Source organism: Jidongwangia harbinensis (genome assembly GCF_020216025.1).
GTDB classification, from domain to species: Bacteria; Actinomycetota; Actinomycetes; order Mycobacteriales; family Micromonosporaceae; genus Actinoplanes; species Actinoplanes harbinensis.
In genome coordinates this window covers 249,418-274,919 of record NZ_JAIWNC010000010.1, presented here as the reverse complement: position 1 = coordinate 274,919, position 25,502 = coordinate 249,418, and the positions used below count along the sequence as shown (strand labels likewise).

Annotated in this window: 25 protein-coding genes; 5 read left to right on the top strand and 20 right to left on the bottom strand. The window is 74.4% G+C overall.

The window, feature by feature from the left end; genetic code table 11:
- Nucleotides 1-52 precede the first annotated feature (52 nt).
- Nucleotides 53-1,450, top strand: coding sequence for a ricin-type beta-trefoil lectin domain protein (locus LDL48_RS16080; RefSeq protein ID WP_225255934.1), 1,398 nt, complete (start codon nucleotides 53-55; stop codon nucleotides 1,448-1,450).
- A gap of 493 nt (nucleotides 1,451-1,943) precedes the next feature.
- Here LDL48_RS16080 and LDL48_RS44210 read toward each other — a convergent pair whose 3' ends face one another.
- Together LDL48_RS44210 and LDL48_RS43505 are read right to left on the bottom strand one after the other, a co-directional pair.
- Nucleotides 1,944-3,734 carry an acyltransferase family protein gene (locus LDL48_RS44210; protein ID WP_272493056.1) on the bottom strand — a complete coding sequence of 597 codons (1,791 nt, stop codon included), beginning with the start codon at nucleotides 3,732-3,734 and terminating at the stop codon, nucleotides 1,944-1,946.
- 117 nt (nucleotides 3,735-3,851) lie between these two features.
- Nucleotides 3,852-3,980 (bottom strand): hypothetical protein, encoded by a 129-nt coding sequence (locus LDL48_RS43505; protein WP_255628225.1) that lies wholly within the window; start codon nucleotides 3,978-3,980, stop codon nucleotides 3,852-3,854.
- A gap of 145 nt (nucleotides 3,981-4,125) precedes the next feature.
- Between LDL48_RS43505 and LDL48_RS16070 the strand changes: the two genes are divergently transcribed.
- Nucleotides 4,126-4,689, top strand: coding sequence for a hemerythrin domain-containing protein (locus LDL48_RS16070; protein WP_225255933.1), 564 nt, complete (start codon nucleotides 4,126-4,128; stop codon nucleotides 4,687-4,689).
- 266 nt (nucleotides 4,690-4,955) lie between these two features.
- Here the strand turns inward: LDL48_RS16070 and LDL48_RS16065 are convergent, their stop codons facing one another.
- The 3 genes from LDL48_RS16065 to LDL48_RS16055 are packed head-to-tail and all read right to left on the bottom strand — an operon-like array spanning nucleotide 4,956 to nucleotide 7,331.
- Complete coding sequence (locus LDL48_RS16065) at nucleotides 4,956-5,822, bottom strand: S41 family peptidase (RefSeq protein ID WP_225255932.1); 867 nt, start codon at nucleotides 5,820-5,822, stop codon at nucleotides 4,956-4,958.
- 50 nt (nucleotides 5,823-5,872) lie between these two features.
- On the bottom strand, nucleotides 5,873-6,070 hold the full coding sequence (locus LDL48_RS16060; RefSeq protein ID WP_225255931.1) for a hypothetical protein: 198 nt from the start codon (nucleotides 6,068-6,070) through the stop codon (nucleotides 5,873-5,875).
- Between the two features lie 31 nt (nucleotides 6,071-6,101).
- Nucleotides 6,102-7,331 (bottom strand): PucR family transcriptional regulator, encoded by a 1,230-nt coding sequence (locus LDL48_RS16055; RefSeq protein ID WP_225255930.1) that lies wholly within the window; start codon nucleotides 7,329-7,331, stop codon nucleotides 6,102-6,104.
- Between the two features lie 185 nt (nucleotides 7,332-7,516).
- Here LDL48_RS16055 and LDL48_RS16050 point away from each other — a divergent pair, with 185 nt between their 5' ends.
- Entirely contained in the window at nucleotides 7,517-7,840 is a 324-nt protein-coding gene (locus LDL48_RS16050; RefSeq protein WP_225255929.1) for a TraR/DksA family transcriptional regulator, read from the top strand.
- A 48-nt stretch (nucleotides 7,841-7,888) separates the two neighbouring features.
- Here the strand turns inward: LDL48_RS16050 and LDL48_RS16045 are convergent, their stop codons facing one another.
- Nucleotides 7,889-8,518 (bottom strand): LysE family translocator, encoded by a 630-nt coding sequence (locus LDL48_RS16045; protein ID WP_225255927.1) that lies wholly within the window; start codon nucleotides 8,516-8,518, stop codon nucleotides 7,889-7,891.
- A gap of 194 nt (nucleotides 8,519-8,712) precedes the next feature.
- Between LDL48_RS16045 and LDL48_RS16040 the strand changes: the two genes are divergently transcribed.
- Nucleotides 8,713-10,104, top strand: coding sequence for an NADP-dependent succinic semialdehyde dehydrogenase (locus LDL48_RS16040; RefSeq protein ID WP_225255925.1), 1,392 nt, complete (start codon nucleotides 8,713-8,715; stop codon nucleotides 10,102-10,104).
- Nucleotides 10,105-10,116: 12 nt separating this feature from the next.
- On the opposite strand, the gene LDL48_RS16035 is transcribed toward LDL48_RS16040, so the two are convergent.
- Entirely contained in the window at nucleotides 10,117-10,515 is a 399-nt protein-coding gene (locus LDL48_RS16035) for a ChaB family protein (protein WP_225255924.1), read from the bottom strand.
- Between the two features lie 189 nt (nucleotides 10,516-10,704).
- Here LDL48_RS16035 and LDL48_RS16030 point away from each other — a divergent pair, with 189 nt between their 5' ends.
- Entirely contained in the window at nucleotides 10,705-11,658 is a 954-nt protein-coding gene (locus tag LDL48_RS16030) for a glycosyltransferase family 2 protein (protein WP_225255923.1), read from the top strand.
- Here LDL48_RS16030 and LDL48_RS16025 read toward each other — a convergent pair.
- Genes LDL48_RS16025 through LDL48_RS15965 form a run of 13 tightly spaced genes read right to left on the bottom strand, consistent with a single transcriptional unit; the run spans nucleotide 11,638 to nucleotide 25,440 of the window.
- Nucleotides 11,638-12,507, bottom strand: coding sequence for a sulfotransferase domain-containing protein (locus LDL48_RS16025; RefSeq protein WP_225255922.1), 870 nt, complete (start codon nucleotides 12,505-12,507; stop codon nucleotides 11,638-11,640). The two genes, LDL48_RS16030 and LDL48_RS16025, sit on opposite strands and share 21 nt — an antisense overlap.
- Nucleotides 12,504-14,021 (bottom strand): flippase, encoded by a 1,518-nt coding sequence (locus LDL48_RS16020; RefSeq protein ID WP_225255921.1) that lies wholly within the window; start codon nucleotides 14,019-14,021, stop codon nucleotides 12,504-12,506. The genes LDL48_RS16025 and LDL48_RS16020 overlap by 4 nt, the downstream gene beginning before the upstream one ends.
- A 3-nt stretch (nucleotides 14,022-14,024) precedes the next feature.
- Nucleotides 14,025-14,963 (bottom strand): Wzz/FepE/Etk N-terminal domain-containing protein, encoded by a 939-nt coding sequence (locus LDL48_RS16015; protein ID WP_225255920.1) that lies wholly within the window; start codon nucleotides 14,961-14,963, stop codon nucleotides 14,025-14,027.
- A 12-nt stretch (nucleotides 14,964-14,975) separates the two neighbouring features.
- Nucleotides 14,976-16,376 (bottom strand): O-antigen ligase family protein, encoded by a 1,401-nt coding sequence (locus LDL48_RS16010; protein WP_225255919.1) that lies wholly within the window; start codon nucleotides 16,374-16,376, stop codon nucleotides 14,976-14,978.
- Nucleotides 16,376-17,614: a glycosyltransferase family 4 protein gene (locus tag LDL48_RS16005; RefSeq protein ID WP_225255918.1), complete on the bottom strand. Its 1,239-nt coding sequence runs from the start codon at nucleotides 17,612-17,614 to the stop codon at nucleotides 16,376-16,378. Before LDL48_RS16005 ends, LDL48_RS16010 begins: the two co-directional genes overlap by 1 nt.
- A 24-nt stretch (nucleotides 17,615-17,638) precedes the next feature.
- A complete protein-coding gene (locus tag LDL48_RS16000; RefSeq protein ID WP_225255917.1) occupies nucleotides 17,639-18,709 on the bottom strand; it encodes a polyprenyl synthetase family protein in 1,071 nt (356 codons plus the stop codon).
- A complete protein-coding gene (locus LDL48_RS15995; protein ID WP_225255916.1) occupies nucleotides 18,706-20,064 on the bottom strand; it encodes an alkaline phosphatase family protein in 1,359 nt (452 codons plus the stop codon). The genes LDL48_RS16000 and LDL48_RS15995 overlap by 4 nt, the downstream gene beginning before the upstream one ends.
- A complete protein-coding gene (gene eboE, locus LDL48_RS15990; RefSeq protein WP_225255915.1) occupies nucleotides 20,061-21,191 on the bottom strand; it encodes a metabolite traffic protein EboE in 1,131 nt (376 codons plus the stop codon). Before eboE ends, LDL48_RS15995 begins: the two co-directional genes overlap by 4 nt.
- A complete protein-coding gene (locus tag LDL48_RS15985) occupies nucleotides 21,191-22,042 on the bottom strand; it encodes a TatD family hydrolase (protein ID WP_225255914.1) in 852 nt (283 codons plus the stop codon). The genes eboE and LDL48_RS15985 overlap by 1 nt, the downstream gene beginning before the upstream one ends.
- Nucleotides 22,042-22,614 (bottom strand): EboA domain-containing protein, encoded by a 573-nt coding sequence (locus LDL48_RS15980; protein WP_225255913.1) that lies wholly within the window; start codon nucleotides 22,612-22,614, stop codon nucleotides 22,042-22,044. Before LDL48_RS15980 ends, LDL48_RS15985 begins: the two co-directional genes overlap by 1 nt.
- Nucleotides 22,611-23,468 carry a sugar phosphate isomerase/epimerase family protein gene (locus tag LDL48_RS15975; protein WP_225255912.1) on the bottom strand — a complete coding sequence of 286 codons (858 nt, stop codon included), beginning with the start codon at nucleotides 23,466-23,468 and terminating at the stop codon, nucleotides 22,611-22,613. The genes LDL48_RS15980 and LDL48_RS15975 overlap by 4 nt, the downstream gene beginning before the upstream one ends.
- A complete protein-coding gene (locus LDL48_RS15970; RefSeq protein ID WP_225255911.1) occupies nucleotides 23,465-24,313 on the bottom strand; it encodes an SCO3242 family prenyltransferase in 849 nt (282 codons plus the stop codon). The genes LDL48_RS15975 and LDL48_RS15970 overlap by 4 nt, the downstream gene beginning before the upstream one ends.
- The gene (locus tag LDL48_RS15965) at nucleotides 24,310-25,440 is read right to left on the bottom strand and encodes an inositol-3-phosphate synthase (protein WP_225255910.1); all 1,131 of its coding nucleotides are present in this window, start codon (nucleotides 25,438-25,440) and stop codon (nucleotides 24,310-24,312) included. The genes LDL48_RS15970 and LDL48_RS15965 overlap by 4 nt, the downstream gene beginning before the upstream one ends.
- Nucleotides 25,441-25,502: the final 62 nt, after the last annotated feature.

Sequence of the window (25,502 nt, the reverse complement as noted above, 5' to 3'; positions counted from 1 at the left end):
GCCGCCGACATTGATCGAGCGGTGAGGAAAGCCATGGCGGACGGGGCGGCGGATGCGGGACGACGACATCGAGGAGAAGGACGCTCCCCCACCGGACAGCGACCGGCTCCTGGTGCGCCCGTACGTCCGGCGCCCGGACGGCGGCACCGACCCGGCCGACGACCCCTACCGGCTGCCGGAGAGCGGTGACTCCATCCGGGACGACGCCGCGCCGGCGTCCGTCTGGGACGGCGCTCCGGCCACGGCCGGCCGGGACGACGTTTCCCTCGCCGCCGTCTGGGACGACGGCCCGGCCGACGGGGATGGTCCGCTCCGGCACGACGCGCCCGCCGTTGATGACGCGGGTTTCCGCGGCGGGGCCTCGCCGGGCGACGACGCATACGTCCCGTCCGACGGGTCTTACCGGGACGACGCCGCCTACCGGGACGACGCCGCCTACCGGAACGACACAGACCTTCGGGACGACGCACCGTTCCAGGACGACACAGGCTTCCGGGACGACGCGCCTTACCGGGACGACGTCCCCTTCCGCGATGACGCGCCTCATCAGGACGACGCGGCGTACGGGGACGACGGTTCGGCTGGGCGCGACGCGGGCCGGGCCCCGGGAGCCGCATACACCGGCGCGGGGACGGCGGGCGCCGATCTGCCGACCGCCGCGCTCCCCCGCGTACCGGCGCCGGTCGAGCACCCCGACCCCGCCCTGGACGACCGGGACCGGCGGCAGGTGTTCTGGCTGGTCGGCGTCGGCATCGCCATCGCGGTGGCCGCGGTGGCCGGTCTGATCGCGCTGTGGCCCCGCGGCGAGGAGGCACCGCCGACGGTCGCCGCCCCGCCGGACAGCGTGGCCTGGCCCCGCGACTCCGGACCGAGCTCCGCCGTCTCCGGCGGCGCACCGGCCCGTTCCACCTCGCCGTCCGCCGCCTCCACCACCACCAGCAGCAGGCCGACGAGCCGGCCCGCCACACCGTCCACCACCACGGTGGCCCCGGGCGCCACGGTGACCGACGCGCCGCGGGACCCCGGCGCGCCCCCGCCGGCACCGCCTCGGACGACCGAGCCCACGCTGGCCCCGCCGCCCGCGTCCGACCGGGTCGGCCCGATCACCGCCGCCGGGCGGTGCCTGGACGTGGCGAACGGCATCGTGTTCCCGGGCAGTTCGGTGGCCGTGTACGACTGCAACGGCACACTGTCGCAGCGCTGGACGGTCGCCTCCGACGGCACGTTGCGGGCGGCCGGGTCGTGTGCCACCGCGGACGGATCAGGCGCCGTGGAAATCGCCGGCTGCGGCGACGCACCCACCGGCCAGTGGCGTGGCGGACCGGGCGGCACGCTGGTCAACGTCGATTCCGGCCGGTGCCTGACCGACCCGACCGGCGGCGACGAGAACGGCGCCCGGGTACGGCTCGCCGCATGCGGCGGCAACGGCCAACGGTGGAACCTCCCCTGACGCGGCCGATCAGGACCCAGGCCTGACGCCACGCGCCGCCGGCCGGAGAAGTCGTGCAGCCACGGCTCTATTTCGACCACAACTCCACGACATCGCCGCCGATCCGCGACGTCGGCGCTCAACGGTCGTGGCCGCCGCGTGCGCGTAGCTACGGCGCACCACAGCTCCCCACACACCCAACGCGGGACCTCCGTGTGCAGGGTTACGGCACGCAGCGCACCACAGCTCCCCACGCCCACAACGCAGCACCTGCGCGTGGACAGTTACGGCACGCAGCGCACCACAGCTCCCCACACACCCAACGCAACACCTGCGCGTGCACAGTTACGGCACGCAGCGCACCACAGCTCCCCACACACCCAACGCAGCACCTGCGCGTGCACAGTTACGGCACGCAGCGCACCACAGCTCCCCACGGGCGTCGCCGCCGCTGGACCGGGCGGCCGGGGTGGAGGCGGGATGGAGGCGAGGCGGCGCGGGGCCACGTGGCCGTTCAGCCGTGGGTGGGTGGCGCGCTGTCGGGCTCCGGCGTGCGCGGCTTCACCGGCGGCTCCGCCTCGCCCTGCCGGTTGAGCACCCGGCTGCCGCCCGAACCGCCCGACCCGCCCGAACCGTCCGACCCGCCCGACCCGCCCGAACCGCCCGACCCCGGCCACGGTGCACCGGCCCGGCCGCCGCCACGCGGCCCCTCCGCGGCGTCCGCGACCAGCCACCTGTCCCCGGACCGGCCCGCCACCCGTGCCCCCGTTCCGCGCACATCCGCAGCCCGGCGTCCGGCCTCGGCGCCCGGCCGCCGGTCCGGAACCTCCCCGCTCAACCGCTGTTCCCCCACCCACTCCCCATCCCGGCCCGCGCCCCGCTCCTCCGAATCCCCACCCTGCTCCGCCGAGGCCGGACGCCGCTCCACCGGGGCCGCACGCCGTCCCTCGGAGGCCGCATGCCGTCCCGCCAAGCTCCAGCGCCGCTCCACCGCCCGGCCGACCCGTTTCCCCAGCGCCTGGCCGGGCAGTTCGACCCACCGGTACGCCAGGCTCGACCCGATCAGCACGATCGACAGATAGCCCACCGCGATCAGGAGCTTCACCGGCACCGCGAGCCGGCGCGCCTCGTCCAGGTAGGGGTCGAGGATCCACAGCAGCAGGGGGTGCAGCAGGTAGACGGAGTAGCTGATCCGGCCCAGCCAGGCGGCCCAGTCCGGCACTCGCCGGTGCCGCCAGGCGTACCCGATGGCGAAGGTGACGGCGACCGCGAGCAACGTGCCGATCGCCACGGTCCGGGCCCGGTCGGCCGCCTCGGCGGACTGGCCGGGGCGGGGGGTGTTCCACCAGGCCGACAGCAGCAGGCAGGCCGCCGCCGTGGCCAGCGCGGCGGCCGCGGCGCGGCGGCGCAGGCGGCCGTGCTGGGCGGCGTGGATGACGCTGCCGCAGAACATGATCGCCAGGAACGTGAGCGCCTGCCAGGACCCGGAGGCGTGGCTGGCGGCGACGGCGGCACCGTTCAGCGCCGGCAACGCGATGATCCCCAGCCCGGCGCCGGCGGCGACCACGGCTGCGGTGCGCCGGCCACTCAGGTACGCGAGCACGCTGCCGATCACCACCGCGGTGACCAGGACCGTGGTGACCAGCGGGCCGGGGCCGCGTGCGGTGAACGCGCCGTCCGGCAGGTTCCAGCCGCCGGCCAGCGCGGCTGCGGCGATGCCGATCGCGAACACGGCCGGCCTGCGGTGCAGGCCGAACACGAACAGCGCGGACATGAACAGGTAGAACACCATCTCGTAGGACAGCGTCCAGAAGACGCCGAGCAGGTTGGGCAGCCCGAGCAGTTCCTGCAGCATGGTCAGGTGGGCCAGCGCGCCGGCCACCGGGTCGGCGGTCAGCGCCGCGGGCATCCGCCGGTGGTCCAGGACCGCGATCGCGACGCCGGCCAGCACCACGGCGAGCAGCCACGCCGGGTAGATGCGGAAGAGGCGGCCGAGCCAGAAGCGGCGGAGGTTGCCGTACCGCTCCAGGGACATCGGGATGACGTAACCGCTCACCAGGAAGAAGAGCATGACCCCGTAGCGGCCGGTCCACAACCAGCCGTCGAAGAGCCGGAGTACCCCGCCGAGCAGATGGTCGGCGAAGTGGTAGAACACCACGACCAGCGCGGCCAGGCCGCGGAGGGCGTCGAGCCAACCCATCCGGGGTACGGCCGGCGCCGGGCCGGACCGGGGCGCGGTGTCGGAGCCCGGGACGGAGCGTCGGGTCCGCGGTACGGGCGTGGCGGTGGACGCGCTGGGCAGCATGGTGCTCCGGACGGTGAACGGCTGGTGCGAACGCTGTTACGCCGTTCCAACCGTCCGGTTCCCGCCGCCGTTACGGCGCCGGGTGGGCATTCCTGAGAACGAGACCGAGGACCGGGGTCAGCCCGGGCCGGCGCCGCGCATCAGGCGGTACGACCGGTGCAGGTGCACCGCCCACACGGTGACCAGTTCCCGGGCGACGTCCAGCCGGCTCTGCCGCCGGTCGCCGATGCTCCAACTGCTGATCACCACCACTCGTCGAGTCTGGCGGCGGACCGGCGGTGGAACGGTAGCGGTTCGGCAGTGACCCGGGTGCGGGCCCACGGAAATCGGGCGGAGTAATCGTCCGTACGCGGGGTAGCCAAGCGACACAGACGCGACCTGCGGAGGAATCATGACCGACAACCAGACCGGCGACGTGATCGACATTCTGATCAGCGATCACCGCGACGTGACCGCCCTGATCGGTGAGATCTGGACGATCCGGGACCCGATGATCCGGCGCGACCTGACCGACACCGCCATCAGTGAACTCGTCCGGCACGCCGTGGCCGAGGAGATGTACGTCTACCCGGCGATGCGCAAGTACCTGCCGGAGGGCGACAAGGCGGTCGAGCACGACGTCGAGGAGCACAAGGAACTCGAAGTGACCATGAAGGCCCTGGAAGGGGCCGACGTGTCCAGCCCCGAGTTCGACGAGGCGCTGCGCAAGCTGGAGACGCTCCTGGCCGACCACGTGCAGGACGAGGAGTCCGAGCAGTTCCCGGAGCTGCGCCGGCGGATCCCGCGGGAGGAACTGACGGAACTGGCCGGCAAGGTGGAGACCGCTAAGAGGCTCGCGCCCACCCGGCCGCACCCGGGCGCGCCCAACAGCGAACTGTTCCACAAGGTGGTGGGCCCCGGGGTGGGCCTGGTCGACCGCCTCAAGGACAAGCTGACCGGGCGCGCCACCCGCTGACCGCTCCGCCCGGTGGAACGCCGGTCGCGGTCAGCGCCGCGGTCGAGCAGGTGGCCCGCGCACTGCTCGCTTCCGCCGTGGGAGGCGTTCCAGAACGCCGCGGTGACCTCGTCCGGACCGGGCGGCGCGGGGCCGGCGAAGAACGCCGCCACGTCGTCGATCCGGCCGAGTGTGGCCGCGTCGTGCAGGGTGATCCGGGCACCGCGCTCGATCAGCCGCTCCGCGGCCCGACGTCCCCGGCCCGGATGACGACCACCGGGACACCGTCACACCTGCAGGGCGGCCTCGAGCGCCTTCTCCGCCGGGCTGGCCACGTCCGGGACCACGCCGGTGCCCTCCCAGTTGCCGCCGGTGGCCGCGTCCAGCACGTACGCCTCGGGCAGGATTCCGAACACCTGCCGGGTGAGCCGGATCGGCGTGACGTGGTCGGCGGCGCCGCGGGTCGGTTCGCCCACCACGGTGACCCGGCGCCGCGCCTGCAGGTGGTAGGCGAGCGCCTCGGCCGAGGAGTACGTCCGGGGGCCGACCAGGACCGCGACCGGGCCGGTGAACGTGGTGCCGTCCGGCCGGTCGGGAGTCCACCACTGCCGGCGGCGGTCGCGGTAGACCACGTCGGACAGGTGGCGGGCGTCGTCGCCGAGCAGGCGGCCGGCCACCGCGGCGACGGTCGCCGGGTCGCCACCGCCGTTGCCCCGCAGGTCGAGGACCAGCCGTGGCGCGCCGGCGGCCAGCGTGAAGGCGGCGCCGACGTAGGGCAGCGCGACGACGGCCGACTCCAGCGCGTCGAGCGTGACGACGGCCGTACCGTCGTCGAGCCGGCGTACCCCGGTGACGCCGCCGCCGTGTGCCCGCGCCGCGGCCGGGTCCGCCGGTGGCCAGCCGGCCGGCTCGTCGTCCGGTCTGGCCGTGCTCGCCGACTCGAAGTGCAGTTCGAGGTGGCGGGAGTGGCGCTGGGCGCAGTCCTGCACCGCGCGGCAGGCGGCCTCGTCGAGCGGGGTCCGGTCGGTGGCGAACGCCGCGGTCAGGTCGGCGGTGAGCCGGTCGAGTCGCGGGCCGGCCGGCATCAGCCGGTGCAGCCAGTGGACGAGCCGGCCGCTGAGGTCGGCGACGGTGTCAGTGGCGTCGGTCGGCATGATCCGACGGTAGGGCAGCCCGGGCGCTTCCGGCGGGCGATCCGCTGCGCCTACGGCGAAACGCCCGGCGGTGAGGGGGTGTCGAGGTACGCCAGCAGGGCGGCCTGGCCGGACCGGAACCGGTCGATCTCCTCGCCCGCGTCGCAGGTGAGCAGCGCGACGACCACCTCGGTCGGGGTGCGGCCCAGCACCTTGAAGGTGCCGCCGGCGTCCTCCCAGCGGCGCAGACGGTCGAGGTCGTCGCTCATGCCGCCCACCTTACGATCCCGGCGGCCACGCTCAGCCGGACGCCGGCAGGTCCTCGTGCGGCCAGTTCAGCGCCCGCGCGCCGAGCACCGCCGCCTGCAGCGTGAAGCGCTGCGTGGGGTCGGCCGGGCGGTAGCCGGTGAGGACGTGGATGCGGTGCAGCCGGTAGGTCACCGCCCGCACCGACACGTGCAGGCGCTTCGCCGACTCGGTCGCCACTCCCCCGGTGTCGAAGTACGCCTGCAGCGTGTCGAGCAGCGGTTCGGCGCCGCCCCGGGCCTGCTGCAGCGGGCTGAGCACGGCGTGCACCAGTTCCACGATGGCCGGTTGGTCGCGCAGCAGCACCCGGTAGATGAGCAGGTCACGTGCGCTCACCACGGGAGAGTTGACGCGCAGCCGGGCGGCCATGGTGAGCGCCTCGCGCGCCTCTTCGTAGGAGCGGGCGATGCCGTACAGCCCGGGGTGCGGGCGGCCGACCGCGACCTGCCACGGCCGTCCGCGCGGCAGCCGGCACAGCTCGCCGTGCAGCAACCGGCCGAGGTCGTCCGCCGGGTCCCGGTCGGGCGGGGCCGGTCCCGTGCCGACGGCGGCCGGCGCCAGCACCACCAGCAGGCCGTCCTTCGTCGCCACCAGCACGTCGCGGTCGCCCAGCCGGTCGAAGATGACCGCCTCCAGCGCGGTGATCGCGGCGTCGGTGTCCGGCAGCCGCCGGCTCGGCGCGGCCAGGGCGACCTGATGCACGCGCGCCAGGTCCAGGCCGAACGGTTCGGCCCGGTCCATCAGCGCACCCAGGTCGGAGTCGCCGCGCAGCAGGTCGTCGACGAGTTCCCGGCGCAGGGACTCCTCCCGGCGGACCAGGTCGCGCCGGGCCACGGCGTACCCCTCGGCGAGCGTCGCCACGGCGTCGTCGATCACCTGCAGGACCGCGGCGGCCGCGGCGCGTACCGCCTCGCGGTCGCGGGTCTGCACCACCGCGGGCAGGTCGTGCCAGAGCCGGCGCGCCGCGGACAGGTACAGCTGGACCACCCGGCCCGCCGAGATGCCCTGTTCGGCGGCCCGCCGGCCGAGCACCTCGACCGCGTCGAGTTCCGCCCGCCTGGGCTTGCGCCCGGTGGTGGCGGCGTCGGCCAGCAGGGTCAGGTAGTCGCCGAGCAGCGAGACCGGGATGTCGCCGGCGTCGCGGCCGGCGCCGGCGGCGACCTCGGCGAGCCACCGGTCGTCGGGGGCCGGCGGTCGGCGATCGCGCTCCTTACCGGTAGGCACCCGTTCACGCTACGGCACCCGGGGCCCGGATGCGGACCCGCGGGGACGGCTCGTGAACCGCGGCTTCGTTGCCGGGCACCGGAAGCGTCCGGGGCCTTTTTCGACCGGCGCCGACTCCTGTGCGGGCCGGGCGAAAGGTGCAGTCTGGGCGTACCGCGACGCCCTCTCCGAGAGGAGTCACCCCCGTGCCCGACACCGTCCACCGCCCCACCGCTCTGCTCCGCGCGATGCTCGAGGAAAGCCTGCACACCCACACGATCTGGCTCACCGAACTGACCCGGCACGGCCGTCCGGCCGGCACCGACGAGTACCACCACGACGTCCTGGACGCGCTGATCACCGCGGCCCGGCAGGGTGTCACCGACACGACGCGGGCACTGCACCGGATGGCGGAGGGCAGGTACGGCATCTGCGAGGCCTGCGGTCACGACATCCCGCTGGGCCGGCTGCGGGCCGCTCCGGACGCCCGGTTCTGCACGCCCTGCGGCTCGGTCCGGGAGCCGTCCTAGCCGGGGCCGGTGCGGCCGGCCGGGCCGCTGCCGGCGTACCCCCGAAGGTCAGACCGCCTCGTCGAGCGCGAGCAGGCCCGCCATGCCGACGAAGCACACGCCCGCGCCGACGTCGACGCGGCGCTGCATCCGGGCCGGGACACCGACCGCGCCCAGACCCGCGCCGGCCGCCACGTAGCCCAGCCCGACGAGCAGCTCGATGCCGAGGTAGGCCGCGCCGAGGACGGCGATCTGCGCGCCGCCCCCGCCGCCGGTGACCGTGGCGAACTGCGGCAGCAGCGCGGCGAACAGCAGCAGCGCCTTGGGGTTGCTGATCGCCACGGCGAACTCGGTCGCGGCGAGCGGCCACCAACCCGGCGCCGGGGCGGTGGCCGGCCCGGTCACCGGCGGGGGCGCCAGCGCGGCCCGGCGCAGCGTGGTCACGCCGAGCCACACCAGGTAGCCGACGCCGATCCACTTGACGACGGTCAGTGCGGTGCTGGACGCGGCCAGCACGGCGCCCAGCCCGGCCACCACGAGACCGATCAGCACCACGAACGCGGCTAGTCGCCCGGCGATCCCGGCGAGCGCGCGGGCCACGCCGTACCGGACCGCGTTGCTGAGGCCGAGCAGCTGGTTCGCTCCCGGGATGAGCGACACCAGCACGGCGGCGAGGAGGAAGCCGGACCAGTTGATCATGCCGCGATGATGGCCGCCCGCCGGACGGTCCGCCGTCACGCCGGTCACATCGGGGCCGGATCGGGTCCGGTCGTACCCTCGTGCCGGGTTCGTCCGGACCGCGTCATGATGGGTGCACCGCGTGCGGACCGCCGCGGTTAGCGGCTCCGGCTGCGGGTAGCGACAACGGCAACGGCCAGCAATGGAGGTGACGGATGCCGATCGCGACGACGAACCCGGCCACCGGCGAGGTGCTCAAGACGTTCGATCCGATGCCGGACGGTGAGATCGACGCGGCGATCGGCCGCGCCTCGGCGGCCTTCCGGGCGCTGCGGGACACCACGTTCGCGCAGCGCGCGGCCTGGATGCGGGCCGCCGCGGACCTGCTGGAGGCCGAGCAGGACGAGCTGGGCGCGCTGATCACCCGGGAGATGGGCAAGACGCTGACCGCGGCGAAGGCCGAGGTGGTCAAGTGCGCCGCGGGGTGCCGGTTCTACGCCGAGCACGCCGAGCGGTTCCTGGCCGACGAGCCGGCCGACGCGGGCGCGGTGGGCGCGGCCCGGGCGTACGCCCGCTACCAGCCGCTCGGGCCGGTGCTGGCCGTGATGCCGTGGAACTTCCCGCTCTGGCAGGCCATGCGGTTCGCCGCCCCGGCCCTGATGGCCGGCAACACCGGCCTGCTCAAGCACGCCTCGAACGTGCCGCAGACCGCCCTCTACCTGGGTGAGCTGTTCGTCCGGGCGGGGTTCCCGGCGGGCGCGTTCCAGACCCTGCTGGTCGGCTCGGACGCGGTGGAGAAGGTGCTCACCGACCCGCGGGTCCGGGCGGCCACGCTGACCGGCAGCGAGGGGGCCGGCCGGGCCGTAGCCGCGATCGCCGGGCGGGAGCTGAAGAAGACCGTGCTGGAGCTCGGTGGCAGCGACCCGTTCCTGGTGCTGCCGTCGGCCGACCTGGACCGGGCCGCCCAGGTGGCCACCACGGCACGCTGCCAGAACAACGGCCAGTCGTGCATCGCGGCGAAGCGGTTCATCGTGCACACCGACGTCTACGACGCGTTCGTCGCCCGGTTCGTGGCCGCGATGGCCGCGCTCACCGTGGGCGATCCGATGGCGGACGGCACCGACGTCGGACCGCTGGCCACCGAGCAGGGCCGCGCGGACGTCGAGGCGCAGGTGGCGGACGCGGTCGCCAAGGGCGCCACGGTGCGCACCGGCGGCCGGCGCGGGGACGGTCCCGGCTGGTTCTACCCGCCCACCGTGGTCACCGATCTCACCCCGGACATGCGGATGTACGCCGAGGAGGTGTTCGGCCCGGTGGCCGGCGTGTACCGGGTCGGCTCGTACGACGAGGCGGTCGCGGTGGCCAACGGCACCTCGTTCGGGCTGGGTTCGAACGCCTGGACCACCGACCCGGACGAGCAGCAGCGGCTGATCACCGACCTGGACGCCGGCGCGGTGTTCGTCAACGGGATGACCACGTCGTACCCGCAGCTGCCGTTCGGCGGGGTGAAGAACTCCGGATACGGCCGGGAGCTGTCCGCGGCCGGCATCCGGGAGTTCTGCAACCTGAAGGCGGTGTGGGTCGGCACCGGCGCCAGGGCGGAGTGACCGAGGCGGAACCTAGCTCGCCCGGGCCTTGCGGGTGCTGCGGGCGTTCGCCTTGCGGATGGCGTCGACCAGCTCCGTCTTCGTCATCCGGGACCGGCCCCGGACGTCCAGCTTCTTCGCCACCTCCAGCAGGTGTTCCTTGCTGGCGTTGGCGTCCACGCCGCCGGCGGTCTTCGCCTTCGTGGCGCGCCCGCCGGCGGCCTTGGCGTCGCTGGGGCCCTTCTTCGCCTTCGGCTCCCAGTGGTCGCCCACCTTCTCGAACGAGTGCTTGACCGCGGCGAACGCGGTCCGGTGTGCGCGTTCACCCTCGCCGTACTCGTCGACCGCGGAGTCGTGCGCCTTCGCGTACGTGTCCTGTGCCTTCTTCGGCGAGCGCCGCAGGGTGCCGGGCATGTCCTTGCGCGCGGGCATGTCGAACCTCCTTCGAAACGAGCTTCCTCCCGTTTCGATGCCCGGCCCGGACCACACCCAAACGGCCGTGACCTGCGGGACTGCCGGGGTGCGGGTTTACTCGAATGTCACGAGGTGATCATCAGGGCACGCGGCAAACACTTGAGGATTAAAGGAAACAGGTGGTTCTTCACGGCCCAAGGAGTACGCGTGCCGCATCCCCCGCACCCCGCCGTCAGCGTCGTCGTGCCGACGCACAGTGAGAAGCGCTGGTCCTCGCTGCTGCGCACGATCGAATCGGTGCGCCCGCAGCAGCCCGCCGAGATCATCGTCGTGGTCGACCACAACCCCGCCCTGCGCCGCCGCGCCGAACGGGAGCTGCCCGGCGCGACCGTGCTGGACAACGCGTACGACCGGGGCGCCTCGGGCAACCGCAACACCGGCGCCGTCCACAGCCGTACCCCGCTGATCGCGTTCCTCGACGACGACACCGCGGCCTGCCCGGCCTGGCTCGCCGCGATGGTCATCCCGTTCGCCGACCCGGCCGTCATCGGCACCGGCGGCGGCATCGTGGGCGCCTGGGCGGGTTCCCGGCCGCGGTGGATGCCCGACGAGTTCCTCTGGACCGTGGGCATCTCGTACACCGGCATGCCCACCGAGACCGCCCCGATCCGCAACGTCTGGTCGGCGAACATGGTGGTACGCCGGGAGGCGTTCCAGGCGGTCGGCGGTTTCCGCACCGGCTTCGGCAAGCTCGGCGACCAGAACCGGCCCGAGGACACCGATCTGTGCCTGCGGATGAGCGCCGAGACCGGCGGCTGCTGGATGTACGTGCCGGGCGCGGTGATCCGCCACGAGGTGCCCGCGGACCGGACCACGTTCGGGTTCTTCCTGCGCCGCTGCTACGCCGAGGGACGCGGCAAGGTGCAGATGGCCGGGCTGCTCGACGACACCCACGACCTCGGCACCGAGCGGGACTACCTGCGCCGGACGCTGCCCCGCGCGGTGGGCCGCGGCCTCGCCGCGGCCGGCCGGGGGCGGGGTGTGGCGCACGCGCTGCGCGCCGGTTCGGTGCTCGCCGGCGTAGGCGCGGCCGGCTTCGGGGGCGCGGTGGAGTCGCTGGCTACCGCCCGCACCCGCCGCTCATCCCGGCTCGCCCACTGAACCGAGGCCCGGTCCACCCGTTGAACCGAGGCCGGGCCCGCCCGCTGGGTCGAGGCCGGGCAGCAGCGCGGACAGCGCCGCCTCGTGCGGCGCGAACTCGGCCCGCAGCCGCGCCCGCAGGTCCGGCGTCAGCTGCGACGGGCCGTCCGCGTCGGCGCGCCGGGTGTGCCGGGTCAGGTCCGGCGTGTGCCCGGCCAGGCCGAGGAAGTCCAGCACCCGGGGATAGTCGGTGCTCAGCCGCTCGGTCCGCAGCACCAGCATCCGCTCCCGGGGCACCTGCGCGAACCAGCGTTCGAGCTGCTCGGCGTACCGGCCGCGGGCCACGTACGACCAGCGGCGGCGGGCGGTGTGACCGGCGCCCGCCAGGCGGGCCGGTTCCGCGTCGAGCGCGTCCGCGAAGGACAACGGCTCCACGCCGTACGCCCGGGAGTGCAGGTAGTGCGAGTATGCCCGCTCGACCGGATCGCGCAGCAACGCGATGAACCGCGCCCGCGGCAGCAGCGCCGCGGCGCGCGCCGGGACGTCCGGGTCGAACAGGTAGTACGGGCTGGCCTCGAAGCTCAGCACGCCGGGCGGGCGGGCCGGGAAGTGGCCGCGGTACCAGCGCAGGCCCCGGCCGTGGTGCAGGCTGAGGAACTGCAGTTCCTTGCCGCTGGCGGTACGCACCGACGGATGCCCGGCCAGGTACCGGTACAGCGACGTGGTCCCGCAGCGCTGCGCTCCGATGATGACGAACTCCGGCAGCGCACCGGGCGCGCCGGGCAGCCCGTCGGGCACCGCGGCCCGCGCCCACGCCCGGGTCGCGCGCACCGTCCGGCGTACCGGATCGACCAGCGCCCGGCGGCTCACGACGCGGTCACCGCCTCGGCCCGGTCCGCGCCGGCCCGGCGGCGGACCAGCGCCCGCAACACCATCCGGTCCTCCCGGCTCAACCCCAGTCCCAGCACCACGCCCAGGTAGACCACCGCGATCGCGGCCACTCCGGCGGCCAGCGCGCCGAAGCCGGACGGCAGCAGGGCCCGCACCGCCAGACCGGCCAGCAACGCCGCCGCGCCCGCGGCCAGGCCCTTGAGCATGCCGGCCGACACCGGCAGCGCCCGGATCAGGCGCCGCACCTGCAGCACCCGGGCCGCGTTCACCACGGCCAGCGACACCGCCCAGGCGACCGCCGCGCCGACGATGCCGTGCGCCGGGATCAGCCACAGGTTCAGCAGCACGTTGAGGACCAGCGCGGCCAGGTTGTCCCACATGTTCAGGGCCACCCGGCCGGACATGTTCAGCACCGTGCCGCACGGTCCGGTGGCGGCGTTGACGAACTGCCCGGCGGCCAGGATCACGGTGACCGCCGCGCCGGTGACGAACGCGCCGCCGAACAGCCGGAGCAGCTCGTCCGGGAACGCCAGCAGAACGGCGAACGCGGGCAGCGACAGCCGAACCACCCAGCCGGTGACGGCCGCGTAGCTGCGGCGTACCTCGGTCATCCGGTCCTGGTGGTAGAGGTGCGCCAGGTACGGGCCGAACGCCGCGTTCAACGGCGCCAGCACGAACACCGCGACCGTGACCAGCCGGGTGGCGACGTTGTAGACGCCGATGTCGGGGTTCGCGTAGAAGCCGAGCAGCAGCGTGTCCAGCCAGATCAGGCCGGTGGACGACAGCGACGACACCCAGCTCACGGTGGAGAACGAGAACAACTGGCGGGGCCGGTAGGTGCGCCGCTCGCCGGCCAGCGCGCGCAGCCGCCGGCGCAACGCGAGCAGAGCCCACCCGGCGGCGGTCCAGCCGGCCACCACGATCGCCCAGAACGCACCGGTCAGCCCCGCACCGAGCGCCAGCAGGACGGCGGTCAGCACCAGCCGGCAGACCGGCTCGTACACCTGCCCGATCAGCGTGAAGGCACGCTGGCTGCGCCATCCGCGGGTGGCCGCCAGGGCCGCCTCGCAGATCGTCATGGCGGGCAGGGTGAGCGCCATCAGCCGCAGGCCGGTGGTGAGCGCCGGATCGTGCAGGCGGTCGGCCAGCCACGGCGCGGCCAGCGCCAGCCCGCCGCCCAGCACGGTGGCGGCGCCACCGGACACCAGCAGCGCCAGCCGGACCGTGCCGCGCACCGCGGCCGGGTCGTCGTCGGCCAGGTGCACCGCCACGAACCGGGTCACGCCGGCCCGGAACCCGGACAACGACAGCAGCCCGAGCAGCGACAGCACCGCGTAGCACTGGGCGTACCGGCCCACGTGCCGGATGTCGAACCAGCGGGCCAGCAGCAGCAGGACCGCGAAGACCGCGGCCTGGCCGAGCACCGCCCCGGCCAGGTTCAGGGTGCCGCCGCGAGCTATCCCGGTGACCTGGCGGTCGCCGCGCTCAGCCATGGCTCATCCGTCCTGGCGGGGCCGCAGCACTTCCAGCAGGACCACCACCAGGACCGCGATCAGCAGGCCCGCACCGGCCACCGGCGGCACCGTGCGCAGCAGCGAGGACAGCTTCGACGGCGTGCCGACCGCGCCGACGCTGGAGACCTCCGCCGGGTCCGCGGCACCGACCTGGGCGCGGGCCGCCTGCAACCCCTGCCGGGCCTCGGCCAGCGCGCCGGTCGCGGCGTCGCGCTGGGCGATCAGGGCCTGGTATCCGGGCAGTTTGGGGCCCAGGTCGTCGAGCCGCTTCTGCCCCTCCTCGAGCGCGTCGGCGGCCGCGTCGGCGCCGCGGGTGTTGCCCACCGCGGACATGCTCATCTCCTGCTGCCGCAGGCTGCTCTGCTCGCTGAGCGTGGCCTGGAACAGCTTGTCCGGCTGGGAGACCTTGTTCGACGCCTCCCACTCGCGGATCCCCTCGGTCGCCGCGGTCACGTCCGCCTCGGCCGCCGCCACCTGCTGGGTGGCGACGTCCACCTGGGAGGCGAACAGGAACGTCAGCGCCCGGCTGGTCATCGCCCGGGCCGCCGGGGCCACCTGGTCGCGGTCCGCGCCGGTGTAGGTCAGGGTGAGCTGGCTGCTGGCGCCGACCTGCTTCACCGTGACGCCGTCGCGCAGCTCCGCGGCGGGCACGCCGGTGTCCGCGGCGACCTGCTCGACCACCTTCGGCGAGGTGGCCGCGGCGGCGAACGCGGCCACGAACTGGTTGGCGCCCTGGCTGCCGGTGTACTGCTGGGCCGCCACGCCACCGACCAGGGCCGGCGCCGCCACGTACGCGGTGACCGCGTACCGCTGCGGGGTGAGCAGGACGACGCCGGTGGCGACCACCGCGGCGAGCAACGGCAGACCGGCCAGGATCCAGACCCGCTTCCGGGCCACGCGCAGGTAATCCACTGTCTCCATGTCTCCGACCAGCTAGTGCGTCAGTTGCTTCACGGGTTCCGCGGCCCGGGCCGCGAGCGGGACGCCGGCCACGGCGGCGAACGCCACCAGATACCACAACGTCGCCACGTTGGACAGCACGTTCGACACGGCGCTCACCGCGACGAACGCGACGGCGCAGCTGAGGAAGCCGGCCGCGACACCGCGCTGGAGGGTACCGGGCGGCGCCCGGCGCAGCGCCCGCAGCCCGGCGTGCACCAGCAGGACCACCATCGCCAGGTACGCGAGCAGCCCCACCACGCCGGTCTCCACGTACGCCCGCAGGAAGTCGTTGTGCGGCTTCTTCGCCTCGTCGGTCTGGAACTGGGTCATGTTCGGCCCGATCCCGGTGACCGGGTTGCGGTTGGCCAGCGGCACGATCTCGGCCCAGTAGCCGAGCCGCCACGCCAGGGTGTTGCCGGTGGGCGCACCGCCGACCTGCCGGGCGTCGGCCAGCTGCGCGAACCGCTCCCCCACCGAGGGCATCAGCGCCAGGCCGACCACGGCCGCGACCGCGAGCGCCGCCACCATCCGGGCGCTGCGCTGCACCAGCGCCACCACGACCAGGCCCACGGCCACCCCCAGAATGGCGCTGCGGGTGTTGGTGAGCAGCAGGAAACCCAGCGACAGCACCAGCAGCACGGCCAGCGCGGCGCGCAGCCGGCCGGACAGGTACCGGTAGATCGCCACCCCGAACACCACCATGAACATCAGGTAGCGGCCGAACGTGGTGGACTGCGCGAACGGCCCGCTGATCCGGACGAAGCTGCCCTTCACCTCGGCCGGCGGGTTGCCGCCCAGCGAGGCCAGCACCGTGTAGCCGATGGTCAGGGCCAGGGCGAGGTACGCGGCGAGCAGCACCCGGCGGGCGTACCGCTGGTCGGGCACCAACTGCTCCAGCACCACGAACATCACCACCACGGTGAGGATCCGCAGCGCCTCCAGCAGGCTGTTGGTGGGCCGGTCCGCCCCCAGCGCGCTGATCAGGCCGGTGGCGCCGACCAGCAGCATCGCCGCCGCGAGCGGGGACGTGCGCAGCCGGCCGTCGCGCCGGGCCCGGGCCGCGAGCCACAGCCCGGCGGCGACCAGGAAGAGCACCGCCAGCAGGGTGGACGGGTCGAACGTGCGGCTCACCCCGCCGCCGTCGACCCCGGCCCGGCCGGCGGTCGGCCCGCTCAGCTTGAACAGGTCGACCATCGGCCGGACCGCGAGCATCAGCAGGACGTACCCGGAGAACCGGGTGAGCGCGAGACCGGCCACGATCAGGCCGAGCACGGCCGCCACCGGCAGCACCGCGGCCAGCCGCTGCCCGGCCGCCAGCGACACCGTGGTGTACCCGGCGGCGCCGGCCGCGGCCAGCGCTCCGGCACCGATGAGGACGGTGTCGCGCCGCATCACCGCCGCCGCACCAGGTCCAGGTAGAGCTCCTCGAGGTCCAGGGCGGCGGCGTCCCAGGAGTACGCGGCCCGCAGCCGGGCTCCGGTGTCGACCGCCGCGCGGTGCTCGGCAGGCAGGTCGGCGAGCACCCGCCCGAGCGCCTCGACCAGGTCGTCGACGTCGCCGTCGCGGAACAGCCGGCGGCCCGGGGCGTCGCCTTCGAGCAGCTCGCAGTGCGGCTGGATGTCGCTGGCCACCAGCGGCAGCCCGTACGACGCCGCCTCCAGCAGGGTCAGCGGCAGCCCTTCCAGCCGGGACGGCTGCACGAAGGCGGCGGCGTTGGTGTACAGCTCGGCCAGCAGGTCGCCGTACGCGAAGCCGGTGAACACGATCCGCGGGTCGTCGCCGGCCACGTCGCGCAGCGTGGCCACGTAGTCGTCGGTGAACGACGAGCCGCCGACCACGGCCAGCTTGAGGTCCGTGTCGACCTTCCGGAACGCCCGGATCAGCAGGTCGGCGGCCTTCTCCGGGACCAGCCGGCCGACCAGCAGCAGGTAGCCGCCGGCGCGCAGCCCGTACCGGGTGGTGATCTGCTGCGCCGGGACCAGCCGCGGCGCCGCGACGCCGTTCGGCACGTACCGGGTGTCGGTGCCGAACCGGTGCCGGTAGTGCGCGGTGAGTTCCTGCGACACCGCGATCCGCACGTCCGGGACGTGCCCGCTGAGCCAGTGCGCGGTGCCGAGCGCGGCCCGGGCGGCGCGGTTCCACTTCGCCCGCCGGTTGTCCAGGCCGTGGATGGTCTGCACCACCCGCACCCGGGACAGGTACCGCGGCAGCGGCGCGACCAGGGCCGGCCCGATGCCGTGGTAGTGCAGCACGTCCGGGCGGTCGGCGAGCGCCGCGAAGGTGGCGGTGGCGGAGTGCACGATCGCGTCGAGGTGCTTGCTGGCCACGGTCGGCACCCAGCGCAGCCGCACCCCGCGGTACTGGTCCATCGGCATCGCATCGTAGCTGTGCCGGCAGTACACGGTGACCTCGTGGCCGAGGGCGACGAGCCGACTGCTCATCTCCTCGACGTGCCGCTCGATCCCGCCGTAGGTGGCCGGCATGCCCTTCTGCCCGACCATCGCGATCCGCAGCGGCCGCCAGCCCGGCGGGCGCTCGGGAACGACGTTCTCGACCGAGACACGGGGGCGGATGACCGCATGCCGGTGGCCGGGTGGCGCATGGCCGGCGTCCAGGTGGTGCAGCGTCACGTCGTCCTCGGGGGGTGTGAGGGGTCAGCGGTCCCGGACCACCACCTCCCCGGCGAGGGTGGCCAGGGCGGCACGCGCCTCCTCGCTGACCGGGGCTCCCGCCAAAGCCGCGATCGCCGATTCGGCGCGTTTGGTGATCATGTCCTCGACGCGGTCCCGCGCGCCGGTGGCGGCGATGATCGTACGCAGTTCACGCACCCCGTCCAGGTCCAGGTCGGACCGCCCGAAGAGATTCTTGAGTTTTTCGATCTGTTTGGGCTCGGCTCGGGCCCGCGCAAGGGCAATGAGGACGGTCGGTTTGCCCTCCCTGAGATCGTCCAGGACGGGTTTGCCGGTTATCGATGGGTCGCCGAACACCCCCAGCACATCGTCACGCAATTGAAATGCATCACCGAGCGGGTCGCCGAACGCCAGCAGCGCGGCGAGCGTCTCCGGGCCGGCGCCGGCCAGGGTCGCGCCCAACTGCAGCGGCCGGGTCACGGTGTACCGGGCCGCCTTCATCCGGATCACGGTCAGCGCACCGGCCACCGAGCCGTCACCGACCGCGGACACCAGATCCAGGTACTGCCCGGCGATCACCTCGGTGCGCATCAGCGAGAACACCCGGTGACCGCGCTGCAGCCACTCCGGCGGCAGGCCGGACTCGGCGTACATGTGGTCGGCCCAGGCCGCGCAGAGGTCGCCGGCGAGCAGGGCGGCGCTCAGGCCGTACCGGGCCGGGTCGCCGCGCCAGCAGCGCGCGGCGTGCACGTCGGCGAAGTGCCGGTGCACCGACGGCTGGCCGCGCCGCCGCTCGCTGCCGTCCATAATGTCGTCGTGGATCAGCGCGAACGCGTGGAACAGCTCCAGCGCCGCGGCGGCCGCGATGAGCTCCGGCCGGTCGTCGCCACCGGCGCCGCGCCAGCCCCAGTAGCAGAACTTGGGCCGCAGCCGCTTGCCGTCGGCCAGCACGAACCGGCGGACCGCGTCCAGCACGCCCAGCGGCGTGCCCTCCGGCCACAGCGGCCGCTGCCGGTCCAGGTAGTCGACCAGGGCCTGCTCGCAGCGGCGGGCCAGCTCGTCCGCGGCGAGGTCGGCCGCGGTGCCCACGGTCACGACCGGATTCCCGCCAGCCGCAGCAACAGGTCCTTGACCTCGGTCGCGGCCACGCTGTCCCGGGCCGCGGCCGGATCGGAGCACAGCAGCACCGGCGCGTCCCACTGGTCGGCGGGCAGCCGGCCGTGCGAGCCGCGGACCGCGCGGGCCCCGGCGTCCAGGCCCACCACGTTCATCAGGTACCGCATGCCGAGCTTCTTGCGCAGCAGCGCCTTCGCACCGCGGGCCTTCGCGGCGCCCGGGTTCGCCGGGTCGAAGAACAGCTCCGCCGGGTCGTACCCCGGTTTGCGATGGATCTCCACCAGGCGGGCGAAGTCCGGCGCGCGGGCGTCGTCCAGCCAGTAGTAGTAGGTGAACCAGGCGTCCGGATCGGCGACCAGGACCAGTTCCCCGGCCCGCTCGTGGTCCAGGCCGTGCGCCGCCTTGCCCTCGGCGTCCAGCACCTCCGCGACACCGGGCAGCTCGGCGCAGCGCTTCGCCACGGCCGGCAGATCGGCCGGATCACGGACGTAGACGTGGGCGATCTGGTGGTCGGCCACCGCGAACGCCCGTGACGTCCACGGATCCAGGTACTCCATGCCGGCCTGGGTGTGCACGTTCAGCAGGCCGTCGGCGCGCAGGGCCCGGTTGATGTCGACCGGGCGGGACACGTCGGTGATGCCGTACTCGGACAGCACCACCACGGTGGCGTCCAGGTCCAGCAGCGGGGCCAGCGTGGCGTCCAGCTCCCGGGCGGCGGCCGCGGCCTGCGGCGCGGACGGGCCGTAGCGTTGCAGGTCGTAGTCCAGGTGCGGCACGTAGACCAGGCTCAGGTCCGGGTGCCGGGTGTCGAAGACGTGCCGGGCGGCCCGCACGATCCACTCCGACGAGGCCAGGCCGGCCCGCGCCCCCCAGTAGCTGAACAGCGGGAACGTGTCCAGCTCGTCGTGCAGCTCGGGCGGGTACGTGTAGCAGTCCGGGTCCTTGCGGCCGTCGGCGTGGTAGACCGGCCGCGGCGTGATGGTCCAGTCCACGTCCGCGCCCATGGCGTACCACCAGCAGATGTTGGCCACCGTGAAGCCGGGACGGACCTGCCGCGCGGCGTGCCACAGCTTCTCGCCGCCGACCAGCCCGTTGTGCTGGCGCCACAGCAGCACCTCGCCGAGGTCGCGGAAGAACCAGCCGTTGCCCACCACACCGTGCCCGGACGGCAGCTCGCCGGTCAGGAACGTGGACTGCACCGAACAGGTGACCGCGGGCAGCACGGTGCCCAGCGGCGCCTGGAAGCCGCGGTCGGCGACGGCCCGCAGCCGGGGCATGTGCTCCAGCAGGCGCGGCGTCAGGCCCACCACGTCGAGGACGATTACCGGTTTCATGCTTCTTTGACTCCCAGTTCCTCGAGGACGGTCCGGGCATAGCCGAGTTCGGCGGCGATGCCCGCCACCAGCTCGGCGGGGCGGTCCGGGCGCAGTTCCCCGGGCAGCACACCCCAGGTGTACGTCTCGACGTCCAGGTGGTCGCAGATCGCGGCCGGCCCGCCGACCAGTTCCCGCAGCGCGGCGGTGAGGACGTCGGTGGTGGCCCGCAGCGGCGGCTCCGGCGCGGCGTGGATCGGCACGTGGTAGTGGATCCGCCAGGGTGTTCCACCGGAGCGCTCCAGTGCCTCGTCCAGGTCGTCGGTGGACAGTCCGTCACGGCCGCGGGTCTGGTGCAGGAAACGCGGCTCGACGTACCGCCGCAGCACCTCCGCGTCCGCCGCCGGGTCGTCGCTGGCCAGCGCCGCGGACACCTGCGTCTTGACCACCGGCACGCCGGCCGCGCGCAGCGTGGCCAGTGCGGTCGCCGGGTCCTCCCAGGCGCAGGCCAGGTGGGCCAGGTCGAGGCAGACGCCGAGCCGGCCGGTGTCCGCGTCGCGCAACGCCTCGGCGGCCTGGCTGGTGGTCTCCACGACGCAGCCGGGTTCCGGTTCGAACGCGACCCGGACCTCCCGGTCCAGGCGGGCCAGTTCGGCGGCCAGGTCGTCCAGCGCGCGGCGGCAGGTGCCGGCCCGGTCCGGATCCCAGGGGGTACGCCAGGCGAGCGGCAGCGTGGACACCGAGCCCCGGGCCGCGTCCGCGGGCAGCAGCTCGGCCAGGATCCGGGCCAGGTTCACGGTGTACGCCAGCCGCGCCGGCGACGTCCAGTCCGGCTGGTAGACGGCGCCCTTGACGACCGGCTGCTGGAACGCCGCGTACGGGAAACCGTTGAGCGTGACCACCTCCAGCCCGCGGGCGTGCAGCGCGGTCTTGAGCCGGCGCAGCGCCGCCGGGTCGGTGACCAGCGCGTCGGCGGCCGGCGCGGCCAGCCACAGCCCGAGGCCGAGCACGTCGGTGCCGAGCCGCTCCCGGACCGGCACCGCGTACGTGTCCAGCTGGGCCAGGATGCCGTCCAGGTCCTCGGCGGCGTGCACGTTGGTGCAGTAGGACAGGTGCACGACCTGGCCGTCGCGGTGCCGCAGCCGCATCAGCTGCCGCCCCGCAGGATCGAGCTGCCGGCGAAGGTGGCCTCCGGCGCCTCGACGTCGGAGAGGTCGAGTTTCTGCGACTGGCCGTAGAACTCGACCGGGTTGCGCCACAGCACCCGGTCCACGTCGTCGGCGGAGAAGCCGGCCGCGAGCATCGCCTCGGCGGTCCGTACGGTCAGCAGCGGGTCGCTCTTGCCCCAGTCCGCGGCGGAGTTGACCAGCATCCGTTCCAGGCCGTGCTCCTTCAGGATCTCCACCATCCGCGGCGGCGACATCTTGGTCTCCGGGTAGATCGAGAACCCCATCCAGCAGCCGGTGTCGCGGACCTGCCCGACGGTGACCTCGTTGAGGTGGTCGATCAGTACCCGGCCGGGTGCGATGCCGGACTCGCGGACCACGTCGAGACTCCGCTTGGTGCCGCTGGCCTTGTCCCGGTGCGGGGTGTGCACCAGGGCCGGCAGTTCGTATTCGACGGCGAGCGCGAGCTGGGCGGCGAACGCCTCGTCCTCGGCCGGCGTCATCGCGTCGTACCCGATCTCGCCGACCGCCACCACCCCGTCCTTGTCCAGGTACCGCGGCAGCAGATCGAGCACGCCGCGGCAGCGCGGGTCGTTGGCCTCCTTGGGGTTCAGTGCCAGCGTGGCGTGGTGCCGGATGCCGAACTGCGAGGCCCGGTACGGCTCCCAGCCGATCAGCGAGTCGAAGTAGTCGGCGAACGAACCCGGGCTGGTGCGCGGCTGGCCCAGCCAGAACGCCGGCTCCACCACGGCCCGGACGCCGTGCGCGGCCATCGCGGTGTAGTCGTCGGTGGTCCGTGAGGTCATGTGGATGTGCGGGTCGAAGATGCGCATCACTGCTTCTCCATCCGGGTCAGCAACGCCACGGCGTCGGGGGGCATGGTGCGTCCGGCGGCCGCGCGTTCCTCGGCGAGGCCGGTCAGCATGGCGGCCAGTTCGGCGTCGGCGCGTTCGTCGAGACGGTCCACCCGGTCCAGCGGCACGCCCATGAACACGCACTTGACCACGCCCTGCCGCCAGGTCGCCGCGTCCAGGTGGGTGGCGCACCGGCCCAGGGCCGCGGCCACCAGCCGGGGGTCGTTAGCGCGCAGCGCGTCGTGCAGCAGCGGCACGCCGGCGTCGCCGATGTCGAGCAGCGGCAGCGCCTTCAGCACGGCCAGCCGCTCGGCCGTGTCACCCTGCTGGTACAGCCGGACCACGTGGTCCGGCGGCAGCAGGGACAGCAGCACCGCCCGCCCGGCCTCGGCGGCGGTCCAGCCCGGCACGCCGCGCAGCCGGCCCCGGCCGAGCGCCCGGGCGGCCCGGGCGAACAGCGGCCCGGCCGCGTCCGGGTCGGCCCGCACCTGCTTCTCGGCGGTGGCGAGCCAGGCCGGATCGGTGGCCCGGCGCAGCTCCTCGACGGTCATCGCACGCCTCCCTGCTCCGCCGCCTTCGCCGCGTCGGTGAGGAACTCGATCGACCGGCGCGCCACGTCCGGCGCGGCGTGCGAGTGCCGGGGCAGCTCCACGGCGACCAGGCCGCGGTACCCGCCGTCGGTCAGCGCCCGCAGCACCGGCGGGAAGTCGATCTCGCCGTCGCCGAACTCCAGGTGTTCGTGCACGCCCCGGCGCATGTCGTCGATCTGCACGTTCACCACGTGCTCGACCACCGCGGCGACGCTCTCCGGCACGCCGACCGGCTCCAGGCACCGCAGGTGTCCGATGTCGAGGGTGAGCCCGAACACCGCCGGCGCGCCCAGTTCGGCCCGCAGCCGCCGCCACCCGGCGAGGTCCTCGACCAGCATCCCGGGCTCCGGCTCGAAGCCCAGCGGCACGCCCGCCGCCGCGGCCACCTCGGTGATCTCCGCGACGCCGTCGACCAGCCGCCGCCACGCCAGGTCCGGGTGCACGTCCGGCGGGCGGACCCCGGCCCAGCAGGAGACCGCCTCGGCACCGAGGTCCGAGCCGATCACCACGGCCCGGCGCAGGAACCGCAGGCGGAGTTCCCGGTCGTCGTGCAGGAACGTCGGCGCGTGCTTGCGCCACGGGTCGAGCAGGTAGCGGGCGCCGGTCTCGATCACCACCGCCAGGTCGTGCTCGCGCAGCAGGTCGGCGGCGCGGGCGACCTGCCGGGCGGCGTCCGGCGCGAACGGGTCCAGGTGGTCCTGGTCGAGGGTGAGCGCCACGCCCCGGTAGCCGAGGCCGGCGATGACCGTGACCGCGTCGGCGAGGCGATGGTTGGCGAAACCGTTGGTGCCGTACCCGAATCGCAGTGTGCTCATGTCGCGGACACCTTCCGGACCAGCGCCGAGGCCACCGGCGCGGCCGACGCGACGGCGACACCGGCCCAGGGCGCGCCGGCCCGGGCCGCCAGCGCACCCTGCAGGGCGGGCAGCGAGGTGATGCCGGCGCCGACCGCCTTGCGCACGGTCCCGGCGGCCGGATCGGTGAACACGGCCGCCTGCGCCCGGCCGTAGCGCCAGGCGTAGGTCGCGGCGAGACCGGCCACTACCGGGCCGGAGCTCTGCCGTTGCGCCGCCACCACGCCGGTCAGGGCGGCGGTGACCGCCATCGTCGCGGCGGCCAGGCCGGGTCGCGCGCCGGACACCTCGCGGCGGGACAGCTCGGTCACGGTCCAGGTGTGCACGGCCACCGTGGCCGCGGCCGGCACCGCCCGCGCCATCCGTCCCCGGCTCGCGCCCAGCAGCACGTCCAGCGCCCGGCAGGCGGCCATGCCGGCCGGGCCCGCCGCGGTGTTCTTCAGGCGCAGGTCGTAGAACCACACCGCGGCGGCCAGGGCGGTCGCCACGCCCAGCGACCGCCGTCCGCCGCCGAGACCGGCCGCGACCAGGCCGGCGGCGGTCAGCCCGGCCGCCACCCCGAGCGCGGCCGGTGGCGAGATCCGGCCGGACGGGATCGGCCGCTCGGGGCGCTCGACCGCGTCCAGCGCCCGGTCGGCCCAGTCGTTCGCGGCCATCCCGGCCCAGTACAGGCACACCGACGAGCAGGCCAGGCCGGCCGTCCGCCGGTCCACCAGGTTCGCCGCGGCGGCACCGGCCACCACGTCGCCGGGCACCGACAACGCGGCCGGCGCCCGGACCAGTTCGAGCAGAGCAGACAGGTTCACAGCGCCGCCACGAACGCGGTGAGCTCGGCCCACTGCTCGGCCAGCGCGGACGGGCCGTCGCCCAGCGGGTCCTTGAAGAAGAAGCCGAGTTCCGGCAGCGGGCCGGAGCGCCCGGCGCGGTGCGCGGCCGCGGTGAGCCGGGCCAGGTCGAGCACCAGCGGGGCGGCCAGCGCCGAGTCGCAGCCGTGCCAGGTGAACTCCAGCCGCATCCCGGTGCCCAGGAACCCGGAGAACGTGACCAGGTCCCAGGCGGTCTTGAAGTCGCCGATGTCCTCGACGTAGTCGATCCGGCTGGTGCCCTCCGGCTGGTAGCCCAGCGCGTCGGCGAGCACGCGCTGCTTGCTGGCCACCTTGGCGGCGTTGGCGGCCGGGTCGGCCAGGTTGGCGCCGTCACCGCCGCCCAGCAGGTTGAGCCCGGACCAGCTGCGGACCCGCAGGTTGCGCAGCGCGAACATCGGCGCCAGCACGGACTTCACCAGCGTCTCGCCGGTCTTGCCGTCGCAGCCGGCGTACGGCACGCCGCGGCGCCGGGCCAGCTCGTCCAGCGCCGGGAGCCGGGCCCCGGTGGACGGGGTGAACTCCACGTAGGCGCAGTCGGCGGTGAACGCGGCGTACGCGGCGAGCGCACTGGCCGGCAGCACCGGATGCGACCGGCGCAGCGCGTCGGCGAGCGTGTCCAGGTGGTCGTGCGCGGCGTGTGGGTGCGGGGCCGGTTCCGTCGTGGACACGTTGACCACCACCACCGTGTCCAGTGTGTACCGGCGGCGGAACGCCGTCAGGTCCGCGGCGATCAGCGCGGCGGTCTCGCCCTGGGTGGCGGCGGACGGCAGCGGGCGCAGGTCGTTCTCGTGCGCGGTGAGTTCGTCGTGCAGCGCCGCGACCAGCCGGGCCGGCACGACCCCGGCCGCGGCGAGAGCCTCGGCCTTCTTCAGCACCGGCGTGGTCACCACGTCGTGGCCGCCGATCACCAGGTCGGTCCAGGCGGGCAGCGACGGTACGCGTAACGGCGGCAGTTCGGTGACGCAGCCGGTGGTGTCGGTCAGCCGGGCCCGTACCGCCAGCGCGCCGACGGTGGCGGTGACCGCCACCGAGCCGCGCGCTCCGATCAGCCAGATTCCGGTTCGCATGCCGCGTCCCTCTCCTTCGGTTCCGCTGCGCGGGCACGGTCGAACGGCCCGAGGGATGGGCA